This is a genomic window from Demequina pelophila, from assembly GCF_000971175.1.
GTDB lineage: Bacteria > Actinomycetota > Actinomycetes > Actinomycetales > Demequinaceae > Demequina > Demequina pelophila.
The window spans coordinates 349972-368514 of sequence record NZ_BBLY01000001.1 but is presented as its reverse complement, the minus strand read 5'-3'; the positions used below and the strand labels follow the sequence as shown (position 1 = coordinate 368514).

Sequence of the window (18543 nt, the reverse complement as noted above, 5' to 3'; positions counted from 1 at the left end):
ATGGATCTCCTCTTCGACCTGCTGCGCGAGGCCATCGCGCCCACGACCGCGGCCTTCGCGCTCGCGGCCATCGGACTCAACTTCCACTTCGGCCTCACCGGGCTGCTCAACATGGGCCAGGCCGGCTTCATGCTGCTGGGCATGTACGGCTACGCCATCACCGTGCGCGAGGGCGGGCCCATCTGGCTCGGCATCATCGTCGCGATCGCCTGTGCGGCGGTGTTCGGCGTGATCCTCGGCTGGCCCACGCTGAAGCTCCGGGGCGACTATCTCGCGATCGTCACCATCGCCGCCGCGGAGATGATCCGCTACCTGGGACGCTCCCAGAACCTCAACGACCTCACCGGCGCCTCGACGGGCATCCGCGGCAACGACTTCAAGGGCTCGTTCGAGGAGCTGTCGCCGTTCCCGGACTCGATGGTGACCATCGGCCCGTTCACCTTCCACGGCACGCGCTCCACGTCGTGGTGGCTCGTCCTGGTCGGGTGGACGCTCGTGGGACTCATGGTCCTGCTCTACTGGCGCCTGTCGAAGTCGCCGTGGGGCCGCGTGCTCAAGGGCATCCGCGAGGACGAGGACGCCGTGCGCTCGCTGGGCAAGAACGTCTACTCGTACAAGATGCAGGCCCTCGTCATCGGCGGCGTGATCGGCGCGCTCGCCGGCATCGTGTGGTCGCTGGGGGCCTCGGTCCAACCGGACTCCATGGGCCGCCCCACGACCTTCTGGGTGTGGACCCTGCTGCTGCTGGGAGGCGCCGCGACCGTGTTCGGGCCGGTGCTCGGCTCGATCCTGTTCTGGTGCTCGCTCGTGCTGGTCAAGGGGCTGGCCTCGGCCTTCATCCCCACGACCGTGCTCAGCTCGCAGCAGCTCGAGCCGTTCTCGCTGGCGCTCGTGGGCGTGACGCTCATGTGCCTGGTGATCTTCAGACCACAGGGCGTGCTCGGCGACAAGAAGGAGCTGGCGTTCAATGACTGACACCGACCCGTTCGCACACGTCCCGCACGAGCCCGGCGCTCCCAAGAAGGACCCGATCGTCACGGCCGACAACGTGCATCGTCACTTCGGCGGACTCACCGCCGTGGAGGTCGACCACTTCGAGGTTCAGCGCGGTGCCATCACGGCGCTGATCGGCCCCAACGGCGCCGGCAAGTCCACGTTCTTCAACCTGCTCACGGGCTTCGACAAGCCGCAGAGCGGCGAGTGGCTGTTCAACGGGCACTCGCTCAAGGGCGTCTCCCCCGCGGCCGTCGCCCGCGCCGGCAAGGTGCGCACGTTCCAGCTGACCAAGGCGCTCAGCCGCATGACGGTCATCGAGAACATGCGCCTGGGCGCCTCGAGGCAGCGCGGCGAGAACTTCTTCGCGGCGTTCGTGCCCAAGCTGTGGGCGCAGCGCGAGGAGGAGATCACCGCGCAGGCGCACGTCCTGCTCAAGCGCTTCAAGCTCTACGAGAAGAAGGACGACTACGCGGGTTCGCTCTCCGGCGGCCAGCGCAAGCTCCTCGAGATGGCGCGCGCGCTCATGTCCGAGCCGGAGATGGTGATGCTCGACGAGCCCATGGCGGGCGTCAACCCGGCACTGACCGAGTCGCTGCTCGATCACATCGTCGAGCTCAAGAACGAGGGCGTCACCGTCCTGTTCGTCGAGCACGACATGCACATGGTGCGACGGATCTCCGACTGGGTGGTGGTGATGGCCGAGGGCCGCATCATCGCCGAGGGGCCGCCGTCCACCGTGATGCAGAACGAGGAGGTGCAGGCCGCGTACCTGGGCGTGCACCACGACACCGACCTGTCCGAGGAGGGACCCGCATGACCGCCGCCCCCGAGCCCGCGGGCGCGCCCGCACCCGTGCTCGTCGCTGACGACCTGATCGCCGGCTACCTCCCCGGCGTCGACATCCTCAACGGCTGCTCGATGAGCGTCGCCGAGGGCGAGCTCATCGGGATCATCGGCCCGAACGGCGCGGGCAAGTCGACCTTCCTCAAGGCGCTGTTCGGGCTGGTGCCGGTGCGCTCCGGGTCCGTGACGCTGGGCGGCGAGGACATCACCAACCGGCGCGCCGACCAGCTGGTGCGCATGGGCGTGGGGTTCGTCCCGCAGACGAACAACGTGTTCCCGTCGCTCACCATCATGGAGAACCTCGAGATGGGGGCCTTCCAGCACCACAAGTCGTACCACGAGCAGTTCGACAAGATCGTGGAGCTGTTCCCCGTCCTGGGCGAGCGCCGCCACCAGCGCACGGGCTCGCTCTCCGGCGGTGAGCGTCAGATGGTCGCGATGGCCCGCGCGCTCATGATGGATCCGAAGGTGCTGCTGCTCGACGAGCCCTCCGCGGGCCTGTCCCCCGCGCGCCAGGACGAGACCTTCGTCCGCACGCGCGAGATCAACAAGACCGGCGTCACCGTGATCATGGTCGAGCAGAACGCCCGCCGCTGCCTGCAGATCTGCGACCGCGGCTACGTGCTCGACCAGGGCACCTCCGCCTACACGGCCACCGGCAAGGAGCTGCTCAAGGACCCCAAGGTCATCGAGCTCTACCTGGGCACCCTCGGGGCGTAGACCCCGCGCGGCCCGCTCACGAGGCCCCTGCATCGTCCCCGGATGCAGGGGCCTCGGTGCGTCCGGCGTGGGGACGATGCGGCGTGTGCGGGCGCCGCGGGCACGGGACGACGGGGCGGGCGTGGAGACCGGTCAGTGGAGACGATGCGGTGGCGCCCGGGAGGGCGCAGGGTGCGCGCTCTCGGCGGGGCGCACTGCGCTGCGGTGGGGAACGGCGCCGACGCCCCACCCGGACGCGACGAGGCCCCCGGCGCAGCGCGCCGGGGGCCTCGTGCCGGGAAGGCTCGGTGAGAGGATCAGACCTCGCCGAAGACCTCCTTGACCCAGGTCTGGACGTTGTCGTCGCCGTACTCGTAGACGCCCACGTAGGCGCTCGAGGGGTCGTTGTCCTCGTTGAACGGGCCGACGCCGGAGACCGACTGGTAGAAGATCTCCTCACCGGATTCGAGCAGCTCGAGGCAGTCCGCGAAGCCGGTGCACTCGGTGCCGCCGGTGGCGCCGGAGACCGCCGCCATGTTGTCCGCGATGGTCTGGCCGTCGTTGGCGCCGCCCTTCACGGCCGCGAGGGCCGCGAGCATGGTGGCGTCGTAGGACTCGGCGCCGTAGGCGAACGAGTCGAGCGAGCCGCCGTCGGCGACGGACTCGAGCAGGGCCGCGAAGTCCTCCGAGGGGTTGGCGCCGGGGATGGTGCCCTGGGCGCCGGTCATGGTGCCCTCCTCGAAGTCGGCCGAGTAGTCCGCCGTGTTGCCGTCCGTGAGGTACAGCTGGTCCGCGGGGTAGCCGGCGCCGATCAGGGCCGGGATGACGGCCTTGGTCTGGTCGAACGCGATGATGAGGATGCCGTCGGGGCTGGTCGCCAGGACGTCCTGGACGATCGACTCGAAGTTCTGCGCGTCGGTCTGGAACTCGTCGCCGGAGGTGCCGTACGTGATGGTGCCGCCGGCCTCCTCCACGACGCCCTGGACCACGTCGCGCAGCGAGGTGGCGTAGTCGTCGGCGAAGAGCAGGATGCCCAGGTTCTCGATGCCGTCGTCGAGGATGAGGTTGGCGAGCGCGCTGCCCTGGACGGTGTCCGGCGGGGCGGTGCGGAAGTAGAAGTCGGAGTACCCGGACAGGGCCGTCGAGGTGTTCGCGGGCGAGATCTGCACGACGCCCGCCGCGGCGATGTCGTCGACCACGTTGAGCGACACGGACGACGAGGCCGCCCCGATGATCGCGCCGACGCCGTCCGAGATGAGGTCGGACACCGACTGCGAGGCGATCTGCGGGTTGTCGGTGTCGGAGGAGTCCTTGTGGATCACCTCGACGTCGGCGCCGTTGACGCCTCCGGCCTCGTTGATCTCCTGGACAGCCAGGTCGACGCCGGCGACCTCCGGCGGGCCCAGGAACGCGAGCGAGCCGGTCAGCGGCAGCAGCGTTCCGATCTTGAGGCCGTCACCCGAGCCGCCCGCGGCGTCGCCGCCGTCGGTCGCGTCATCCGAGCTCTCAGAGCCCGCACACGCGGCCAGGGACAGGGCGGCCACCCCGGCGAACGCTGCGCCGCGGGCGATGGTCTTCCATCGTGCCATGTTGTTTCCTCCCACTGGGACGGGTCCGGTACCCGTCTCGCTTGACGATCCCCGAGGCCCTCCCCCGGGTTCGTTAGCGGTCACGCTAGCGACGCCACATTTCGCGAAAGCGTCGCCCTTGTCACGATTTCGTGACCAAGGTCCTAGCGTGTCGAGAGGTTTATGGCACTTTGGACTACTTTCCGCCCATCTGCTCGATGACGGCCTCGGCGACCTCGCGCATGGTGAGGCGGCGATCCATCGACGTCTTCTGGATCCAGCGGAACGACTCGGGCTCGTTGAGCTTCATCTTCTCCATGAGCAGACCCTTGGCGCGCTCGACCTTCTTGCGGGTCTCCATGCGCTCGGTGATGTCCGCGATCTCCGACTCGAGCGCACGGATCTCCTGGAAGCGCGAGCTCGCGATCGCGACGGCCGGCAGCAGGTCGCCGGGCGTGAACGGCTTCACGACGTACGCCATGGCGCCGGCGTCGCGGGCGCGCTCGACCAGCTCGGTCTGCGAGAAGGCGGTCAGCAGGACCACGGGCGCGAGGCGCTCCTTCGCGATCTGCTCGGCCGCGGTGATGCCGTCCATGACGGGCATCTTCACGTCCATCACCACGACGTCGGGCTTGTGCTCGCTGGCGAGCGCCACGCCCTCCTCGCCGTTCGCTCCCTCGCCGACCACGTCGTAGCCGCCCTCACGGAGCGTTTCGACGATGTCCATGCGGATCAGGGCCTCGTCCTCGGCGACCACCGCACGCAGCTGCTTCGTGGCCTTGGTCTCGTTCTGCTCCACCGGAGCGTCATTCGCGTCTGTCACAGGCGCTAGCCTAGTGGGGCCCAGCCCCGATAGCCCAACTGGCAGAGGCAGACGGCTCAAACCCGTCCCAGTGAGGGTTCAAATCCCTCTCGGGGCACGATGCAGAAAGAGGCACGCGTGACCACCACCAGGAACATCGCGCTGGTCGCCCACGACCACAAGAAGGCCGAGCTCCTCGAGTGGGCGCGCTTCAACCGCGACAGCCTCGCCCCGCATCGTCTCTACGCCACCGGCACGACCGGCTCCATGCTGGCCGACGCGCTCGACCTCGACGTGCACCGGTTCCTGTCCGGCCCGGTGGGCGGCGACCAGCAGATCGGCGCCGCGATCGCCGAGGGCCGCATCGACACGCTCATCTTCTTCTGGGACCCGCTCGAGCCGCAGCCGCACGACCCCGACGTCAAGGCGCTCCTGCGCCTGGGCGCGCTGTGGAACATCACCATCGCGTCGAACGTCGCGACGGCGGACCACGTGATCTCCTCGCCGCTGTTCGCGGCGGGCTACGAACGGCGCATGCCCGACCAGGCGCCGCGCGACTGGCAGGCGCTCACCGCGCCCGAGTAGGTCGGTCCGCCCTCACAGCACCGGCGGGTCCTCCAGCAGGTCCTTGGTCCATCCCACGGCGCCGTCGTGCTCCCACTCCAGCACCACGGCGTGCGTGTCGAGCGCGACCACGAGCGTCGCGCTCGCCTGCGCCGCCACCCACTTCATGGTCAGCGTGGTGCCGGACACCGAGTACGAGAACTCGCCGTCGAACGCCGGCAGCCCCGAGCGGAACGCGCACAGCGCCATGAGCGCGCGCACCACGGGCCGCTCGAGCTCCGCGGCCACCTCGCCCGGCGTGTAGTACGCCCGGTTGATGTCGCGGCCCACGCCGGTGGCCTTGAGCAGCTCCAGGTCGTTGCGGCCGGCCAGCGCGCCCACGTAGTACACCTGCGGGATGCCGGGGGTGAAGAACTGGATCGCGCGGGCGGCGAGGTACGAGTGGTCCGCCGCACCCAGCGCGTCATAGAACGTGCAGTTGACCTGGTACAGATCCAGGTTCGAGGCCGCGGCCCCGGTGGCGAGCCGCGAGGTGTCGCCCGAGGCCTCGTGGATGCGCTCCACGAGCGCGTCGAGCCGGTCGGGAGGCAGCAGCCCCGGGGCGTCCGGCGCGGTCTGGTCCGCGCCCACGTCGATGACCCCGATGCCGTCATGGGTGTCCAGCACCGTGACGGCATTGGCGGGGCGCACCTCGAGCCACGCCGCGAGGGCTCCCCCGTCCCCGGTCGCGAGGGCGTCGAGGATGAGCGGCGGCAGCGCGAAGTCGTAGACCCGGTCCACGGACCGGCCGATCTCGATCTGCCTGCGGTAGTAGCTGTGCACCTCGACGAGCACCTCGACGCCGCGCGCGCGGGCGAGCCCGGTGAACTCGTCGATGAAGGCGAACGTCTCCGGCGTCATGAAGCTCGTGGTCCCCGGGGTCTTGACCGCGTAGCCGACGGCGTCGAGCCGCACCATGGTCGCTCCGGCGCCCCCCACCGCGTCGAGGATCGCCTCGAGGTAGGCGCGCGCCCGCGGGTGCGTGACGTCGATGTCGATCTGCTGGGGCGTGAAGGTGGTCCATACCAGGCGCTTCTCCCCGGCCACCGTGTACGGCGACAGCGGCAGCCCGGGCCGGGGGCGGTACACGCCCGCGAGGTCCGCCTCGGTGGCGCCGTCCGGGAACACCGAGGACAGCGTGAGGAACATGCCGTCGGCGGGGGACGATGCGCCGCGCTCGAGCCAGTCGCGGAAGTCGGCCGAGTCGCTCGAGACATGGTTGACGATGATGTCGACCATGACGTCGCCGTCCGCCGCGATCGCGCCCAGGTCTCCCCACGTCCCCAGCCGAGGGTCGACCTGCGTGTGGTCGACCGGGTCGAACCCCGCATCGGCCCCGTCGAAGGGGGTGAAGAACGGGAGGACGTGCACGCCAGTGAAGGCGGAGGCCCAGGGCTCGGCCGTCAGGAGGGCACGCAGGCCCGGGAGGTCGCCGGCGAGCCGGTCGGCGTAGGTGATGAGCTGGACGCCGTTGCGGACCATGACACTCTCCTCAATGGCACCTCGGCGTGCCCTCGCCAAGAAGGCTAGCGCGCGCGGGAGGCGGCCCGCACGCCGGGCCCGGGCCGCCGCCCCGGTCCCGCGCGCATCGTCGCCGTGCAAACGGCGAAGGGGCCCGCCGGCGCGAACGCCGACGGGCCCCTCGAGGCTGTGCGGATGCTTAGCCGCGGACCTGGCCCACCTTGTGGACGAAGATCGAGTTGGTCGTGCCGGGCACGCCCACCGGGGTGCCGGAGACGACGACGACGTACTCGCCGTCGACCGCGCGACCCGACTCCTTGAGGAACGAGTCCACCAGGTTCACCATCGCGTCGGTGCTGTCGACGCGCTCGACGAGCTCCGCGTGGATGCCCCAGGACAGCGCGAGGCGCTTCTGGGTGTGCTCGTTCGGGGTGAAGGCGAGCATCGGGGTGTTCGGACGCAGACGCGACATGCGCAGCGCCGAGTCGCCCGACTGGGTGAACGTGACGATGTACTTGATGTCGAGGTTCTGGGCGATCTCCGCCGCGGCGTGCGTGACGGCGCCACCGCGGGTGTGCGGGGTCGACAGGTACGGCGCGATGCGCGAGAAGCCCTTCGACTCCGTGTTGGAGACGATGCGCGCCATGGTCTCGACGGTGACGATCGGGAAGTCGCCCACCGAGGTCTCGCCCGAGAGCATGACCGCGTCGGTGCCGTCCAGGATCGCGTTCGCGCAGTCCGAGGTCTCGGCGCGGGTGGGCACCGGGGAGGTGGTCATCGACTCGAGCACCTGGGTGGCGACGATGACCGGCTTGGCCTGCGAGCGGCACAGCTCGATGGCGCGCTTCTGGACCAGCGGCACCTCCTCGAGCGGGAGCTCCACGCCCAGGTCGCCGCGGGCGACCATGACGCCGTCGAACGCGTCGACGATCTCGGCGAGGTTGTCGACGGCCTGCGGCTTCTCGACCTTGGCGATGACCGGGACCGAACGGCCCTCCTCGGCCATGATGCGGGCGACGTCCTCGTAGTCCTTCGCGTTGCGCACGAACGACAGGGCGATGAAGTCGGCGCCGAGCTTGAGGCCCCAGCGCAGGTCCGACTCGTCCTTCTCCGACAGCGCCGGCACGGAGACCGCGACGCCGGGGAGGTTGATGCCCTTGTTGTTGGAGACCTTGCCGGGCACGACGCAGCGCGTGGTGACGTCGGTCTCGGTCACGTCGGTGACCTCGAGGCGGACCTTGCCGTCGTCGATGAGCAGCATGTCGCCGGGCTTGCAGTCGCCCGGGAGGCCCTTGAACGTGGTGCCGCAGATGTCCTTGGTGCCCTCGACGTCGCGGTTCGTGATGGTGAAGACGTCACCGACGGCGAGCTCGTGCGGGCCGTTGACGAACTTCTCGAGGCGGATCTTGGGGCCCTGAAGGTCGACGAGGACGGCGACGTTGCGGCCGAGCTCCTCGGCGGCCTGACGCACGTTGCGGTAGACCTGCTCGTGCTCCTCCTCCGAGCCGTGGCTGCGGTTGATGCGGGCGACGTCCATCCCCGCTCCGACGAGCTTGCGCATCTGCTCCAGCGGCGCGGTGGCCGGGCCGATCGTGCAGACAATCTTCGCGTTTCGCATGTTCTCCAACCTAAGGGGTTAGGCGCGCAGCGCAACCTGATGCGCCGTCACGGGTGCGGGAAGCTCGGTGCTCCCCGACAAGTATTCATCTATGGCCGCCGCCGCCGCACGGCCTTCCGCGATGGCCCACACGACGAGCGAGGCTCCGCGGCCGGCGTCGCCGGCCACGAACACCCCGTCGTGGGTAGTCGCATAGTCGTCCGTGCGCTCGATATGACGGCGCGCCGTCAACGCTACCTGGGATTGTGCGGCGAGGCTCGTGACCTCGGGCCCAGTGAATCCCATGGCGATGAGGACCAGGTCCGCGGGGATGTCGCGCTCCGTCCCGGGGGTCGGGGTGCGCGAGCCGTCGGGGTTGTACTGCGTGACGGCGACGCGCAGGGAGCGCACATGGCCGGACTCGTCGCCCACGAACTCGACGGTCGAGGCGAGGTACTCGCGGGTGCCGCCCTCCTCGTGGCTCGAGGAGACCTCGAACACGCGGGGGTCGGTGGGCCACGGCTGGTTCCCGGGGCGGTCGACCGGCGGCTTCTTGCCGATCGCGAGCGTGGTCACCGAGGCGGCGCCCTGGCGCAGCGCGGTGCCGATGCAGTCGGAGCCGGTGTCGCCGCCGCCGATCACGATGACGTGCTTGCCCTCGGCCGTGAGCTGGCCGGGGATGTCCTCCCCGGCGGCGGCGCGGTTGCCCTGCTCGAGGTAGGACATGGCGAAGTGGACGCCGTCGAGGTCGCGGCCGGGGATGGGCAGGTCGCGCTCGACCGGCGCGCCGGTGGCGATGAGCACGGCGTCGTAGCGGGCGCGCAGGTCCTCCCACGTGAGGTCCTTGCCGATCTCGATGCCGGTGCGGAAGCGGGTGCCCTCGCGCTCCATCTGCGCCACGCGGCGGTCGATGTGGTGCTTCTCCATCTTGAAGTCGGGCACGCCGTAGCGCAGCAGTCCGCCGATGCGGTCGGACCGCTCGTACACGGCCACGGTGTGGCCGGCGCGGGTGAGCTGCTGGGCGGCGGCGAGTCCGGCGGGTCCGGAGCCGACCACCGCGACGGTGCGGCCGGTGTGGCGCTGCGCGATGTGCGGGGTGACGCGGCCGGCCTCGAAGCCGCGGTCGATGATCTCGACCTCGACGTTCTTGATGGTGACGGCGGGCTGGTTGATCCCGAGCACGCACGAGGTCTCGCAGGGCGCGGGACAGATCCGTCCGGTGAACTCGGGGAAGTTGTTGGTCGCGTGGAGGCGGTCGAGCGCGTCGGCGTCCTGGCCGCGCCACATCAGGTCGTTCCACTCGGGGATGAGGTTGCCCAGCGGGCAGCCCTGGTGGCAGAACGGGATGCCGCAGTCCATGCAGCGACCGGCCTGGCGCTTGAGGACCACCTCGTCGCGTCCGAGTTCGTCCCTCACCTCCTTCCAGTCGCGCAGGCGGACCGGCACCGGGCGGTACGCCGGCACCTCCCGCTCGCGAACCTTCAGGAATCCACGGGGGTCAGCCACCGGTCACCTCCAGGAACTCGGCCCAGGCGCCTGGGGCGCGCAGGTCGCCGCCCCTCGCCTCGAGCTCGGCCAGCGCCTCGCGGACGCGGGCGTACTGTGCGGGCAGGACACGGGTGAAACGGGCGGCCGAGGCCTCCCAGTCGCCCAGCAACTCGCGCGCGACCGGCGATCCGGTCTCCGCCTCGAACCGCTCGACCAGCGACCGGACGATCACCTCGTCCTCGGCGTCGAGCGGGCCCAGGGTGAGCTCGCCCGCGGCCAGCGCCTGCGCGTTGACGCGCTCCGTCCTCAGGTCCAGGACGTATGCGGTGCCGCCGGACATGCCGGCGCCCAGGTTGCGCCCGGTGCGGCCCAGGATCACGGCGGTGCCGCCGGTCATGTACTCGAGCGCGTGGTCGCCCACGCCCGCCGCGACGGCGGTCGCACCCGAGTTGCGCACCAGGAAGCGCTCGCCCACCTGGCCGCGCAGCAGTATCTCTCCCCCGGTGGCGCCGTAGCCCACCACGTTGCCGCCGATGACGTCGCGCTCCTCGTCGAGGGCTGCCTCGCGGGGCGGGCGCACGACGACGCGGCCGCCCGACAGCCCCTTCGCGATGTAGTCGTTCGCGTCGCCCTCGAGGCGCAGCGTGATGCCGCGGGGCACGAACGCGCCGAACGACTGCCCGGCGGATCCGGTCAACGTGATGTCGATCGTGCCATCCGGCAGGCCCGCGCCACGGTAGCGACGCGTCACCTCGTAGCCGAGCATGGTGCCCACCGTGCGGTGGGTGTTGCGCACCTCGCGGGCGATGGTCACGGGCTCGCCGCGCTCGAGCGCGGGCTCCGCGGCGGCGATGAGGTCGTTGTCCAGCGCGTGCTCGAGGCCGTGGTCCTGCCCGGTCGAGTTGAGCAGCGCGGCGCCCTCGCGGGGCCGGGCGAGCACGGGCGTGAGGTCGAGCCCCTGAGCCTTCCAGTGGTCGATCGCGGCGCGGGTCTCGAGCGCCTCGACGTGGCCCACGGCCTCGGCGATCGAGCGGAAGCCCAGGGCGGCGAGGTGCTCGCGGACCTGCTGCGCGATGAACTCGAAGAAGGTCACGACGAACTCGGGCTTGCCGGAGAAGCGCTCCCGCAGCTCGGGGTTCTGGGTCGCCACGCCCACGGGGCACGTGTCCAGGTGGCACACGCGCATCATGATGCAGCCCTCGACCACGAGCGGCGCGGTCGCGAAGCCGAACTCCTCGGCGCCCAGCAGCGCGGCCACGACCACGTCGCGGCCGGTCTTCATCTGTCCGTCGACCTGGACCACGATGCGGTCGCGCAGGTCGTTGAGCACGAGGGTCTGCTGGGTGTCGGCGAGGCCGATCTCCCAGGGCGCGCCGGCGTGCTTGAGCGAGTTGAGCGGGCTCGCGCCCGTGCCGCCGTCGTGGCCGGAGATGAGCACCACGTCGGACTTGCACTTGGCCACGCCCGCGGCGATGGTGCCCACGCCCACCTCGGATACGAGCTTGGTGTGGATGCGCGCCTTGGGGTTGGCGTTCTTCGCGTCGTGGATGAGCTGCTTGAGGTCCTCGATCGAGTAGATGTCGTGGTGCGGCGGCGGGGAGATGAGCCCCACGCCCGGCGTCGAGTGACGCGTCTCCGCGACCCACGGATACACCTTGGTGCCCGGCAGCTGGCCGCCCTCCCCGGGCTTGGCGCCCTGGGCGAGCTTGATCTGGATGTCGTCCGCGTTGACCAGGTACTCGCTCGTGACGCCGAAGCGGCCCGACGCGATCTGCTTGATCGCGCTGCGCCGCTCGGGGTCGTAGAGGCGGTCGACGGACTCGCCGCCTTCGCCGGTGTTGGAGCGGGCGCCCAGGCGGTTCATCGCGACGGCGAGCGTCTCGTGCGCCTCCTGCGAGATGGAGCCGTAGGACATCGCGCCGGTGTTGAAGCGCGTGACGATCTCGCTGACGGGCTCGACCTCGTCGATGTCGACCGGCTCGCGGTCGGAGCGGAACTCGAGCAGCCCGCGCAGGGTCATGAGCCGACGCGACTGGTCGTCCACGCGGTCGGTGTACTGGCGGAACACGTCGTACTGGCGGGTGCGGGTCGCGTGCTGGAGCTTGAAGACCGTCTCCGGGTCGAACAGGTGCTCCTCGCCGTCGCGGCGCCACTGGTACTCGCCGCCGGTGCGCAGGCGCTGGTGCGGCGGCAGCTCTCCCGAGGCGGGGTACGCGTCGGCGTGGCGCAGCGCCACCTCCTTGGCGATCACGTCCAGGCCCACGCCGTCGATCTGGCTGGGGGTGCCGTTGAAGTGGAGGTCCACCAGCTCGCGCGACAGCCCGATCGCCTCGAACACCTGGGCGCCCCGGTAGGAGGCCATGGTGGAGATGCCCATCTTGGACATGATCTTGAGGACGCCCTTGCCGAGCGCCTTGATGAGGTTGCGCGTGGCCTGCGGGCCGGTGACGTCGCCCAGGTAGCCGCGCGCGGCGAGGTCCTCGACGGTCTCCATGGCGAGGTAGGGGTTGACCGCGCCCACGCCGTAGCCGATGAGCAGCGCGACGTGGTGCACCTCGCGCACGTCGCCGGCCTCGACCACCATGGACAGCTGCGTGCGGCGGTGGGTGCGCACCAGGTAGTGGTGCACGGCCGACGTGAGCAGCAGCGACGGGATGGGCGCGAGGTCCGGGTTCGAGTCGCGGTCGGACAGCACCAGGAAGGACACGCCGTCCTCGATGGCCTCGTCGACCTCTCGGAAGATCTCCGCGAGGCGCGCGTCGAGGGCGTCCGCTCCCCCGCGCACGGGGTACAGGCCCCGGATCTTGCGCGAGGAGAACACGCCCCGGCGCTTCGGGTCCTGGTCGATGTGGAGGATCTTGGCGAGCTCGTCGTTGTCGATCACCGGGAAGTCGATGATGATCTTGCGCGCGTGCTCGGGGGTGGCGGCCAGCAGGTTGGGCTCGGGGCCCAGCGCGCCGCCCACCGCGGTGACGATCTCCTCGCGGATCGAGTCCAGCGGCGGGTTGGTCACCTGCGCGAACATCTGCACGAAGTAGTCGAACATGAGCCGCGGCCGCTTCGACAGCACCGCGATGGGGGTGTCCGAGCCCATCGCGCCGATGGGCTCGATGCCGGTCTTCGCCATCGGCGCGAGCAGGATCTTGAGCTCCTCCTCGGTGTAGCCGAAGGCGCGCTGACGGCGCTGGACGGAGCGGGCCGAGTGGACCACGTGCTCGCGGTCGGGGACCTGGGACAGGCGGACCGCGTGATCCTCCACCCACTGCTCGTACGGGCGCTGCGCGGCCAGGCGCGCCTTGATCTCCTCGTCCTCGACGATGCGTCCGGCGCCCGTGTCGACCAGGAGCATGCGTCCCGGCTGGAGGCGGCCCTTGCGCACCACGGTGGCCGGGTCGAGGTCGAGCAGGCCCGCCTCGGAGCCGCACACGACCAGGCCGTCGGAGGTGACCCAGAAGCGGCCCGGGCGCAGACCGTTGCGGTCGAGGGTCGCGCCGATGACCGTGCCGTCGGTGAAGTGCAGGGCGGCAGGACCGTCCCACGGCTCCATGAGCGACGAGTGGTACTCGTAGAACGCCCGCTTGGCGGGGTCCATGTCGGCGTTGTTCTGCCACGCCTCGGGGATCATCATGAGCACCGCGTGCTCGATGGACCGGCCGCCCAGGTGCAGCAGCTCGAGCACCTCGTCGAAGGACGCGGTGTCGGAGGCCGACGGGGTGCACACGGGCATGAGCGGCGCCATGTCGCCCAGCAGGTCCGACTGCAGCGTGCCCTCGCGCGCGGCCATCCAGTTGCGGTTGCCCTGCACCGTGTTGATCTCGCCGTTGTGGGCGATGCCGCGCAGCGGCTGCGCGAGCGGCCACGACGGGAAGGTGTTGGTGGAGAAGCGCGAGTGGACCAGCGCCAGCTCGGACTCGAAGTCCGGGTGGGTCAGGTCGGGGAAGACCTGCTCGAGCTGGTACGTGGTGAGCATGCCCTTGTAGGTGAGCGTCCGCGCGGACAGCGAGGCGAAGAACGGGCCGCCCGCGGCCTCCGCGCGCTTGCGCACGCGATAGACGCGGCGGTCCAGGTCGATGCCGGCGAGCCCGTCTGCGGAGACGAACACCTGGCGGAACACGGGCATCGCCGCGCGCGCGCTCGGTCCCAGCGGATCCGGCACGACGGGCACGTCGCGCCAGCCGACCACCCGGACGCCCTCGATCTGGGCCGCGCGCTCGAACGCCGCGGTCTCGGCGCGCTCGGTGCCGGGAGTGAGGAAGGCGATGCCCACCGCATACTCCCCCGCCGCCGGCAGGTCGAAGTCGACGGCGCCGCGCAGGAAGCGGTCGGGCACCTGCGTGAGGATGCCCGCGCCGTCGCCGGTCTCCGTCTCGGCACCCACGGCGCCGCGGTGCTCGAGGTTCTTGAGAGCGGTGAGGCCCGCCTCGACGATGTCCCGCCCCGGCGTCCCGCGCAGCGTCGCCACGAAGGCCACGCCGCAGGCGTCGTGCTCGTACGCCGGGTTGTAGAGGCCGTGGGCCTCGGGAGCGCCAAGATGCGCGACCATCACACCGTCCTTCGCCGTCCCTCGCGGGACCTGTTGGTTTCGGGGCGCCGTCGACCCATGTTCACACGGATGTTCAGCCTACCGTGCCCGCTCACACGGGTGAAAGCGCCGCTCAGCGGCCCTCGTCGGGCTCGGTACCGTCCTCGGTCTGGGCACGCCCATCGGCGGTGCCCGGGGACGATGCGGGGGTGGCCGCGTCGTCGTCCGCGCCCTCGCGCGGGGTCGCCTCGCTCGGGTCGTCGGTCTCGGCGGCCGCCAGGCGCGACCGGTCGGGTCGTTCCTCCGCGGGTATGCGGGCCTGGAGTCGGCCGAGCACGATGAAGGCCACGATAGCGCCCGCGAGGACCGCGATCGACACCCAGATGTTGATGCGCAGGCCCAGCACGTGCACGGCCGTGTCGATGCGCACGGCCTCGATCCACAGCCGGCCGGACACGTAGACGATGACGTAGAGCCAGAAGGTGCGCCCGCCGCGCAGGTCGTACTTCCGGTCGAGCCACAGGAGGAGCGCGACGCCCGCGAGGTTCCACACCATCTCGTAGAGGAAGGTGGGGTGGAAGGTCGCGAACTGCTCGTAGCCCTCGGGACGGAAGGCGGGCTCGATCTCGAGCGCCCACGGCAGCGTCGTCGGCGCGCCGAAGAGCTCCTGGTTGAAGTAGTTGCCCAGGCGACCGATCGCCTGGGCGAGCAGGACGCCCGGCGCCACCGCATCGGCGAACGTGGGGAAGCTCACACCGGCGCGGCGCGCGCCCAGCCAGGCGCCGAAGGCGCCCAGGGCGACCGCACCCCAGATGCCCAGGCCGCCCTCCCAGATGCGCAGGGCGGCCAGCGGGTCGCCGCCCTCGCCGAAGTACGGGCCGGGCGTGGAGATGACGTGGTAGAGGCGGCCGCCGACGATGCCGAAGGGGATCGCCCAGAAGGCGACGTCCATGACCTTCTCGGGGTCGCCGCCGCGCTCCTTCCAGCGCCGGGCCGTGAGCCACAGGGCCGCGAAGATGCCCGCGAGGATGCACAGCGCGTAGACGTGGATGGTGAGCGGCCCCAGGTGGATCTGGCTCCATTCGACCGGGGGGCTCGGGATGGACGTCCTCATCGGGCGGACCGCACCCCGGAGGCGAGCTCGCGGGTCTTGGCGCGCAGCGCCTCGATGCCGGCCTCGCCCTCGTGGTCGAGCAGCTGACGCACGAACGCCGAGCCGACGATCACGCCATCGGCGTAGGCGCCCACCTTGCGGGCCTGCTCCCCCGTCGTGATGCCCAGGCCCACGCACACGCGGGCGGCGCCCGCGGCGCGCGTGTCGGCCACGAGGCGCTCGGCGGCGTCGCTCACCGGCGTGCCGCCGGTGGTGCCCATGATCGAGGCGGCATAGACGAAGCCCGACGAGGCGGCCGCGGTGATGTGCAGTCGCTCCGGCGTCGAGGACAGCGCGGTGAGGAAGATGCTGTCGAGGCCGTGGGCCTTCGCCGCGGCGAGCCAGTCGCCCGCGACCTCGGGGGTGAGGTCCGGCAGGATGACGCCCGCGCCGCCGGCGGCCGCGAGGTCCGCCGCGAAGCGCTCGAGACCGTACTGGAGCATCGGGTTGTAGTAGCTCATGACCACGGCGGGCGCGCCCGCGTCGGCCACGGCGCGGACCGCGGTGAAGACGTCCGAGACCCGCACGCCGCCGCGCAGGGCGGCCTCCGCGGCCTGCTGAATGGTGGGCCCGTCGAGGACCGGGTCGGAGTACGGCATGCCCACCTCGATGAGGTCGCAGCCCTCCTCGACCATGGCGACCATGGCGCGGGCCGAGGTCTCCACGTCGGGATAGCCGACGGGCAGGTACCCGATGAGCGCGGCGCGGCCCGCCGCCGCGGCCTCGTCGAGCCGGGCGGTCACAAGGCTCACGCGTCCTCCTCCAGCAGGTCGAACCAGCGCGCGGCGGTCTCGACGTCCTTGTCGCCGCGCCCGGAGAGGTTCACCAGGATCGTGGCGTCGGGCCCCAGCTCGCGGCCCAGGTCCAGCGCGCCGGCGAGGGCGTGCGCGGACTCGATCGCGGGCAGGATGCCCTCCGTGCGGCACAGCAGGCGGAAGGCGTCCATCGCCTGCGCGTCCGTGATGGGGCGGTACTCGGCGCGGCCGATCGAGTGCAGGAACGCGTGCTCGGGGCCCACGCCCGGGTAGTCGAGGCCCGCGGAGATCGACGTCGACTCGATGGTCTGGCCGTCCTGGTCCTGCAGGATGTACGAGCGCGAGCCGTGCAGCACGCCCGGCCGGCCGGCCGTCAGTGTCGCGGCGTGCTCGCCCGTCTCGACCCCGTGCCCGGCCGCCTCGCAGCCGATCAGCCGGACCGAGGCATCGTCCAGGAAGGCGTCGAAGACGCCGATCGCGTTGGAGCCGCCGCCCACGCACGCGACCACGGCGTCGGGCAGGCCGCCCAGCTCGAGCAGCTGGGCGCGCGCCTCGACGCCGATCACGCGCTGGAAGTCGCGCACCATCGCGGGGAACGGGTGGGGGCCGGCCGCGGTGCCGAACAGGTAGTTGGTGGTCTCGACGTTCGCGACCCAGTCGCGGTACGCCTCGTTGATCGCGTCCTTGAGGGTGCGCGAGCCCGTGGTGACGGGGATGACCTCCGCGCCCAGCAGGCGCATGCGGGCGACGTTGAGCGCCTGGCGGCGGGTGTCCTCCTCGCCCATGTACACCGTGCACTCGAGGCCCATGAGCGCGGCCGCGGTGGCGGAGGCGACGCCGTGCTGGCCCGCGCCCGTCTCCGCGATGACGCGGGTCTTGCCGATGCGCTTGGTCAGCAGCGCCTGGCCCAGCACGTTGTTGATCTTGTGCGAGCCGGTGTGGTTGAGGTCCTCGCGCTTGAGGATGACGCGCGCGCCGCCGGCGTGGGCGGCGAAGCGGGGCACCTCGGTGACGATCGACGGGCGGCCCGTGTAGTCGCGGGCCAGTCGGTCGAGCTCGCGCGTGAACTCGGGGTCGATGCGCGCCTTGTCGTACGCGTCGGAGAGCTCGTCGAGGGCCGCCATGAGGGCCTCGGGGACGAACGTGCCGCCGAAGTCGCCGAAGTAGGGGCCCGGCGCGGCCTGCAGCGACTCGGTCACGGGCGCACCGACCGCAGCGCGGGGTGGGCGCCGGCCGCGACCATGGCGGCGACGGTCGCGCGGGGGTCGCTGTCCTTCACGAGCGCCTCGCCCACGAGCACCGCGTCGGCACCCATGCGGGCGTACTCGACCACGTCGTGGCTGTCGCGGATGCCGGACTCCGCGATGCGCAGGATCCCGTCCGGGATCGAGGGCGCGATGCGCGAGAACGTGCCGCGGTCCACCTCGAGGGTGCGCAGGTTGCGGGCGTTGACGCCGATGACGGTGGCGCCCGCGTCGGCGGCGCGCATCACCTCCTCCTCGTCGTGCACCTCGACCAGGGCGGTCATGCCCAGGGAGTGCACCCGCTCGATGAGGCTCTCGAGCGCGAGCTGCTCGAGCGCGGCGACGATGAGCAGGACCACGTCCGCGCCGTGGGCGCGCGCCTCCCACACCTGGTACGGGGTGACGATGAAGTCCTTGCGCAGGATGGGGATGTCCACCTTGGCGCGCACGTTGTCGAGGTCCTCGAGCGAGCCGTGGAAGCGGCGCTGCTCGGTCAGGACGGAGATGACGGAGGCGCCGCCGGCGGCGTACTCGGTGGCGAGCAGCGCGGGGTCGGAGATCTCCGCCAGCTCCCCCTTCGAGGGGCTCGACCGCTTCACCTCCGCGATGATGGAGATCGCGTCGCCCGCAAGGATCCGGCGCGCGTCGATGGCCGCCGGAATGGCGGCGGCGCGCTCCTTGAGCGCGTCCATCGAGACGGCCTCCTGGCGGACCGCGAGATCCTCGCGCACTCCCGCGACGATAGCGTCCAGAACGGTCAATCCACCCTCACCCATGCGGACAATCGTAACGCGGGCGCACGGGCGCTCCCG

14 protein-coding genes and 1 tRNA gene are annotated in these 18543 nt (G+C 71.1%); 5 read left to right on the top strand and 10 right to left on the bottom strand.

Translation table 11 applies throughout. The annotated features are described in order from the left end of the window. From AOM03_RS01715 to AOM03_RS01705, 3 genes are read left to right on the top strand one after another with little or no spacing between them, the layout of a single operon-like run. Window positions 1-975, top strand: a complete 975-nt coding sequence (locus AOM03_RS01715; protein WP_062377663.1) for a branched-chain amino acid ABC transporter permease — start codon at window positions 1-3, stop codon at window positions 973-975. Beyond that, window positions 968-1813: an ABC transporter ATP-binding protein gene (locus tag AOM03_RS01710; RefSeq protein ID WP_062377655.1), complete on the top strand. Its 846-nt coding sequence runs from the start codon at window positions 968-970 to the stop codon at window positions 1811-1813. The genes AOM03_RS01715 and AOM03_RS01710 overlap by 8 nt, the downstream gene beginning before the upstream one ends. Continuing rightward, window positions 1810-2559: an ABC transporter ATP-binding protein gene (locus AOM03_RS01705; RefSeq protein ID WP_062377653.1), complete on the top strand. Its 750-nt coding sequence runs from the start codon at window positions 1810-1812 to the stop codon at window positions 2557-2559. The genes AOM03_RS01710 and AOM03_RS01705 overlap by 4 nt, the downstream gene beginning before the upstream one ends. 296 nt (window positions 2560-2855) lie before the next feature. Here the strand turns inward: AOM03_RS01705 and AOM03_RS01700 are convergent, their stop codons facing one another. Together AOM03_RS01700 and AOM03_RS01695 are read right to left on the bottom strand one after the other, a co-directional pair. Further along, the gene (locus tag AOM03_RS01700; protein WP_062377651.1) at window positions 2856-4127 is read right to left on the bottom strand and encodes an ABC transporter substrate-binding protein; all 1272 of its coding nucleotides are present in this window, start codon (window positions 4125-4127) and stop codon (window positions 2856-2858) included. 175 nt (window positions 4128-4302) lie between these two features. Further along, entirely contained in the window at window positions 4303-4929 is a 627-nt protein-coding gene (locus AOM03_RS01695) for an ANTAR domain-containing response regulator (RefSeq protein WP_062377649.1), read from the bottom strand. Between the two features lie 23 nt (window positions 4930-4952). Between AOM03_RS01695 and AOM03_RS01690 the strand changes: the two genes are divergently transcribed. Continuing rightward, window positions 4953-5026: transfer RNA gene (locus AOM03_RS01690), tRNA-Leu, on the top strand. 20 nt (window positions 5027-5046) lie between these two features. Beyond that, window positions 5047-5493 (top strand): methylglyoxal synthase, encoded by a 447-nt coding sequence (locus tag AOM03_RS01685; protein WP_227589845.1) that lies wholly within the window; start codon window positions 5047-5049, stop codon window positions 5491-5493. Window positions 5494-5505: 12 nt separating this feature from the next. Here AOM03_RS01685 and gtfA read toward each other — a convergent pair whose 3' ends face one another. The 8 genes from gtfA to trpC all read right to left on the bottom strand — a co-directional run bounded on the left by gtfA (window position 5506) and on the right by trpC (window position 18492). Continuing rightward, window positions 5506-6993, bottom strand: a complete 1488-nt coding sequence (gtfA, locus tag AOM03_RS01680; protein WP_062377645.1) for a sucrose phosphorylase — start codon at window positions 6991-6993, stop codon at window positions 5506-5508. 178 nt (window positions 6994-7171) lie between these two features. Continuing rightward, the gene (pyk, locus tag AOM03_RS01675; protein ID WP_062377643.1) at window positions 7172-8590 is read right to left on the bottom strand and encodes a pyruvate kinase; all 1419 of its coding nucleotides are present in this window, start codon (window positions 8588-8590) and stop codon (window positions 7172-7174) included. Window positions 8591-8608: 18 nt separating this feature from the next. Further along, window positions 8609-10075 (bottom strand): glutamate synthase subunit beta, encoded by a 1467-nt coding sequence (locus tag AOM03_RS01670; protein ID WP_062377641.1) that lies wholly within the window; start codon window positions 10073-10075, stop codon window positions 8609-8611. After that, window positions 10068-14600 (bottom strand): glutamate synthase large subunit, encoded by a 4533-nt coding sequence (gltB, locus tag AOM03_RS01665; protein ID WP_062377639.1) that lies wholly within the window; start codon window positions 14598-14600, stop codon window positions 10068-10070. Before gltB ends, AOM03_RS01670 begins: the two co-directional genes overlap by 8 nt. 112 nt (window positions 14601-14712) lie before the next feature. After that, the gene (lgt, locus tag AOM03_RS01660) at window positions 14713-15693 is read right to left on the bottom strand and encodes a prolipoprotein diacylglyceryl transferase (protein ID WP_062377637.1); all 981 of its coding nucleotides are present in this window, start codon (window positions 15691-15693) and stop codon (window positions 14713-14715) included. Further along, the gene (gene trpA / locus AOM03_RS01655) at window positions 15690-16484 is read right to left on the bottom strand and encodes a tryptophan synthase subunit alpha (protein WP_062377635.1); all 795 of its coding nucleotides are present in this window, start codon (window positions 16482-16484) and stop codon (window positions 15690-15692) included. Before trpA ends, lgt begins: the two co-directional genes overlap by 4 nt. After that, complete coding sequence (gene trpB / locus AOM03_RS01650) at window positions 16481-17686, bottom strand: tryptophan synthase subunit beta (protein ID WP_062377632.1); 1206 nt, start codon at window positions 17684-17686, stop codon at window positions 16481-16483. Before trpB ends, trpA begins: the two co-directional genes overlap by 4 nt. After that, window positions 17683-18492, bottom strand: a complete 810-nt coding sequence (trpC, locus tag AOM03_RS01645) for an indole-3-glycerol phosphate synthase TrpC (protein WP_062379087.1) — start codon at window positions 18490-18492, stop codon at window positions 17683-17685. The genes trpB and trpC overlap by 4 nt, the downstream gene beginning before the upstream one ends. Between the last annotated feature and the right edge of the window lie 51 nt (window positions 18493-18543).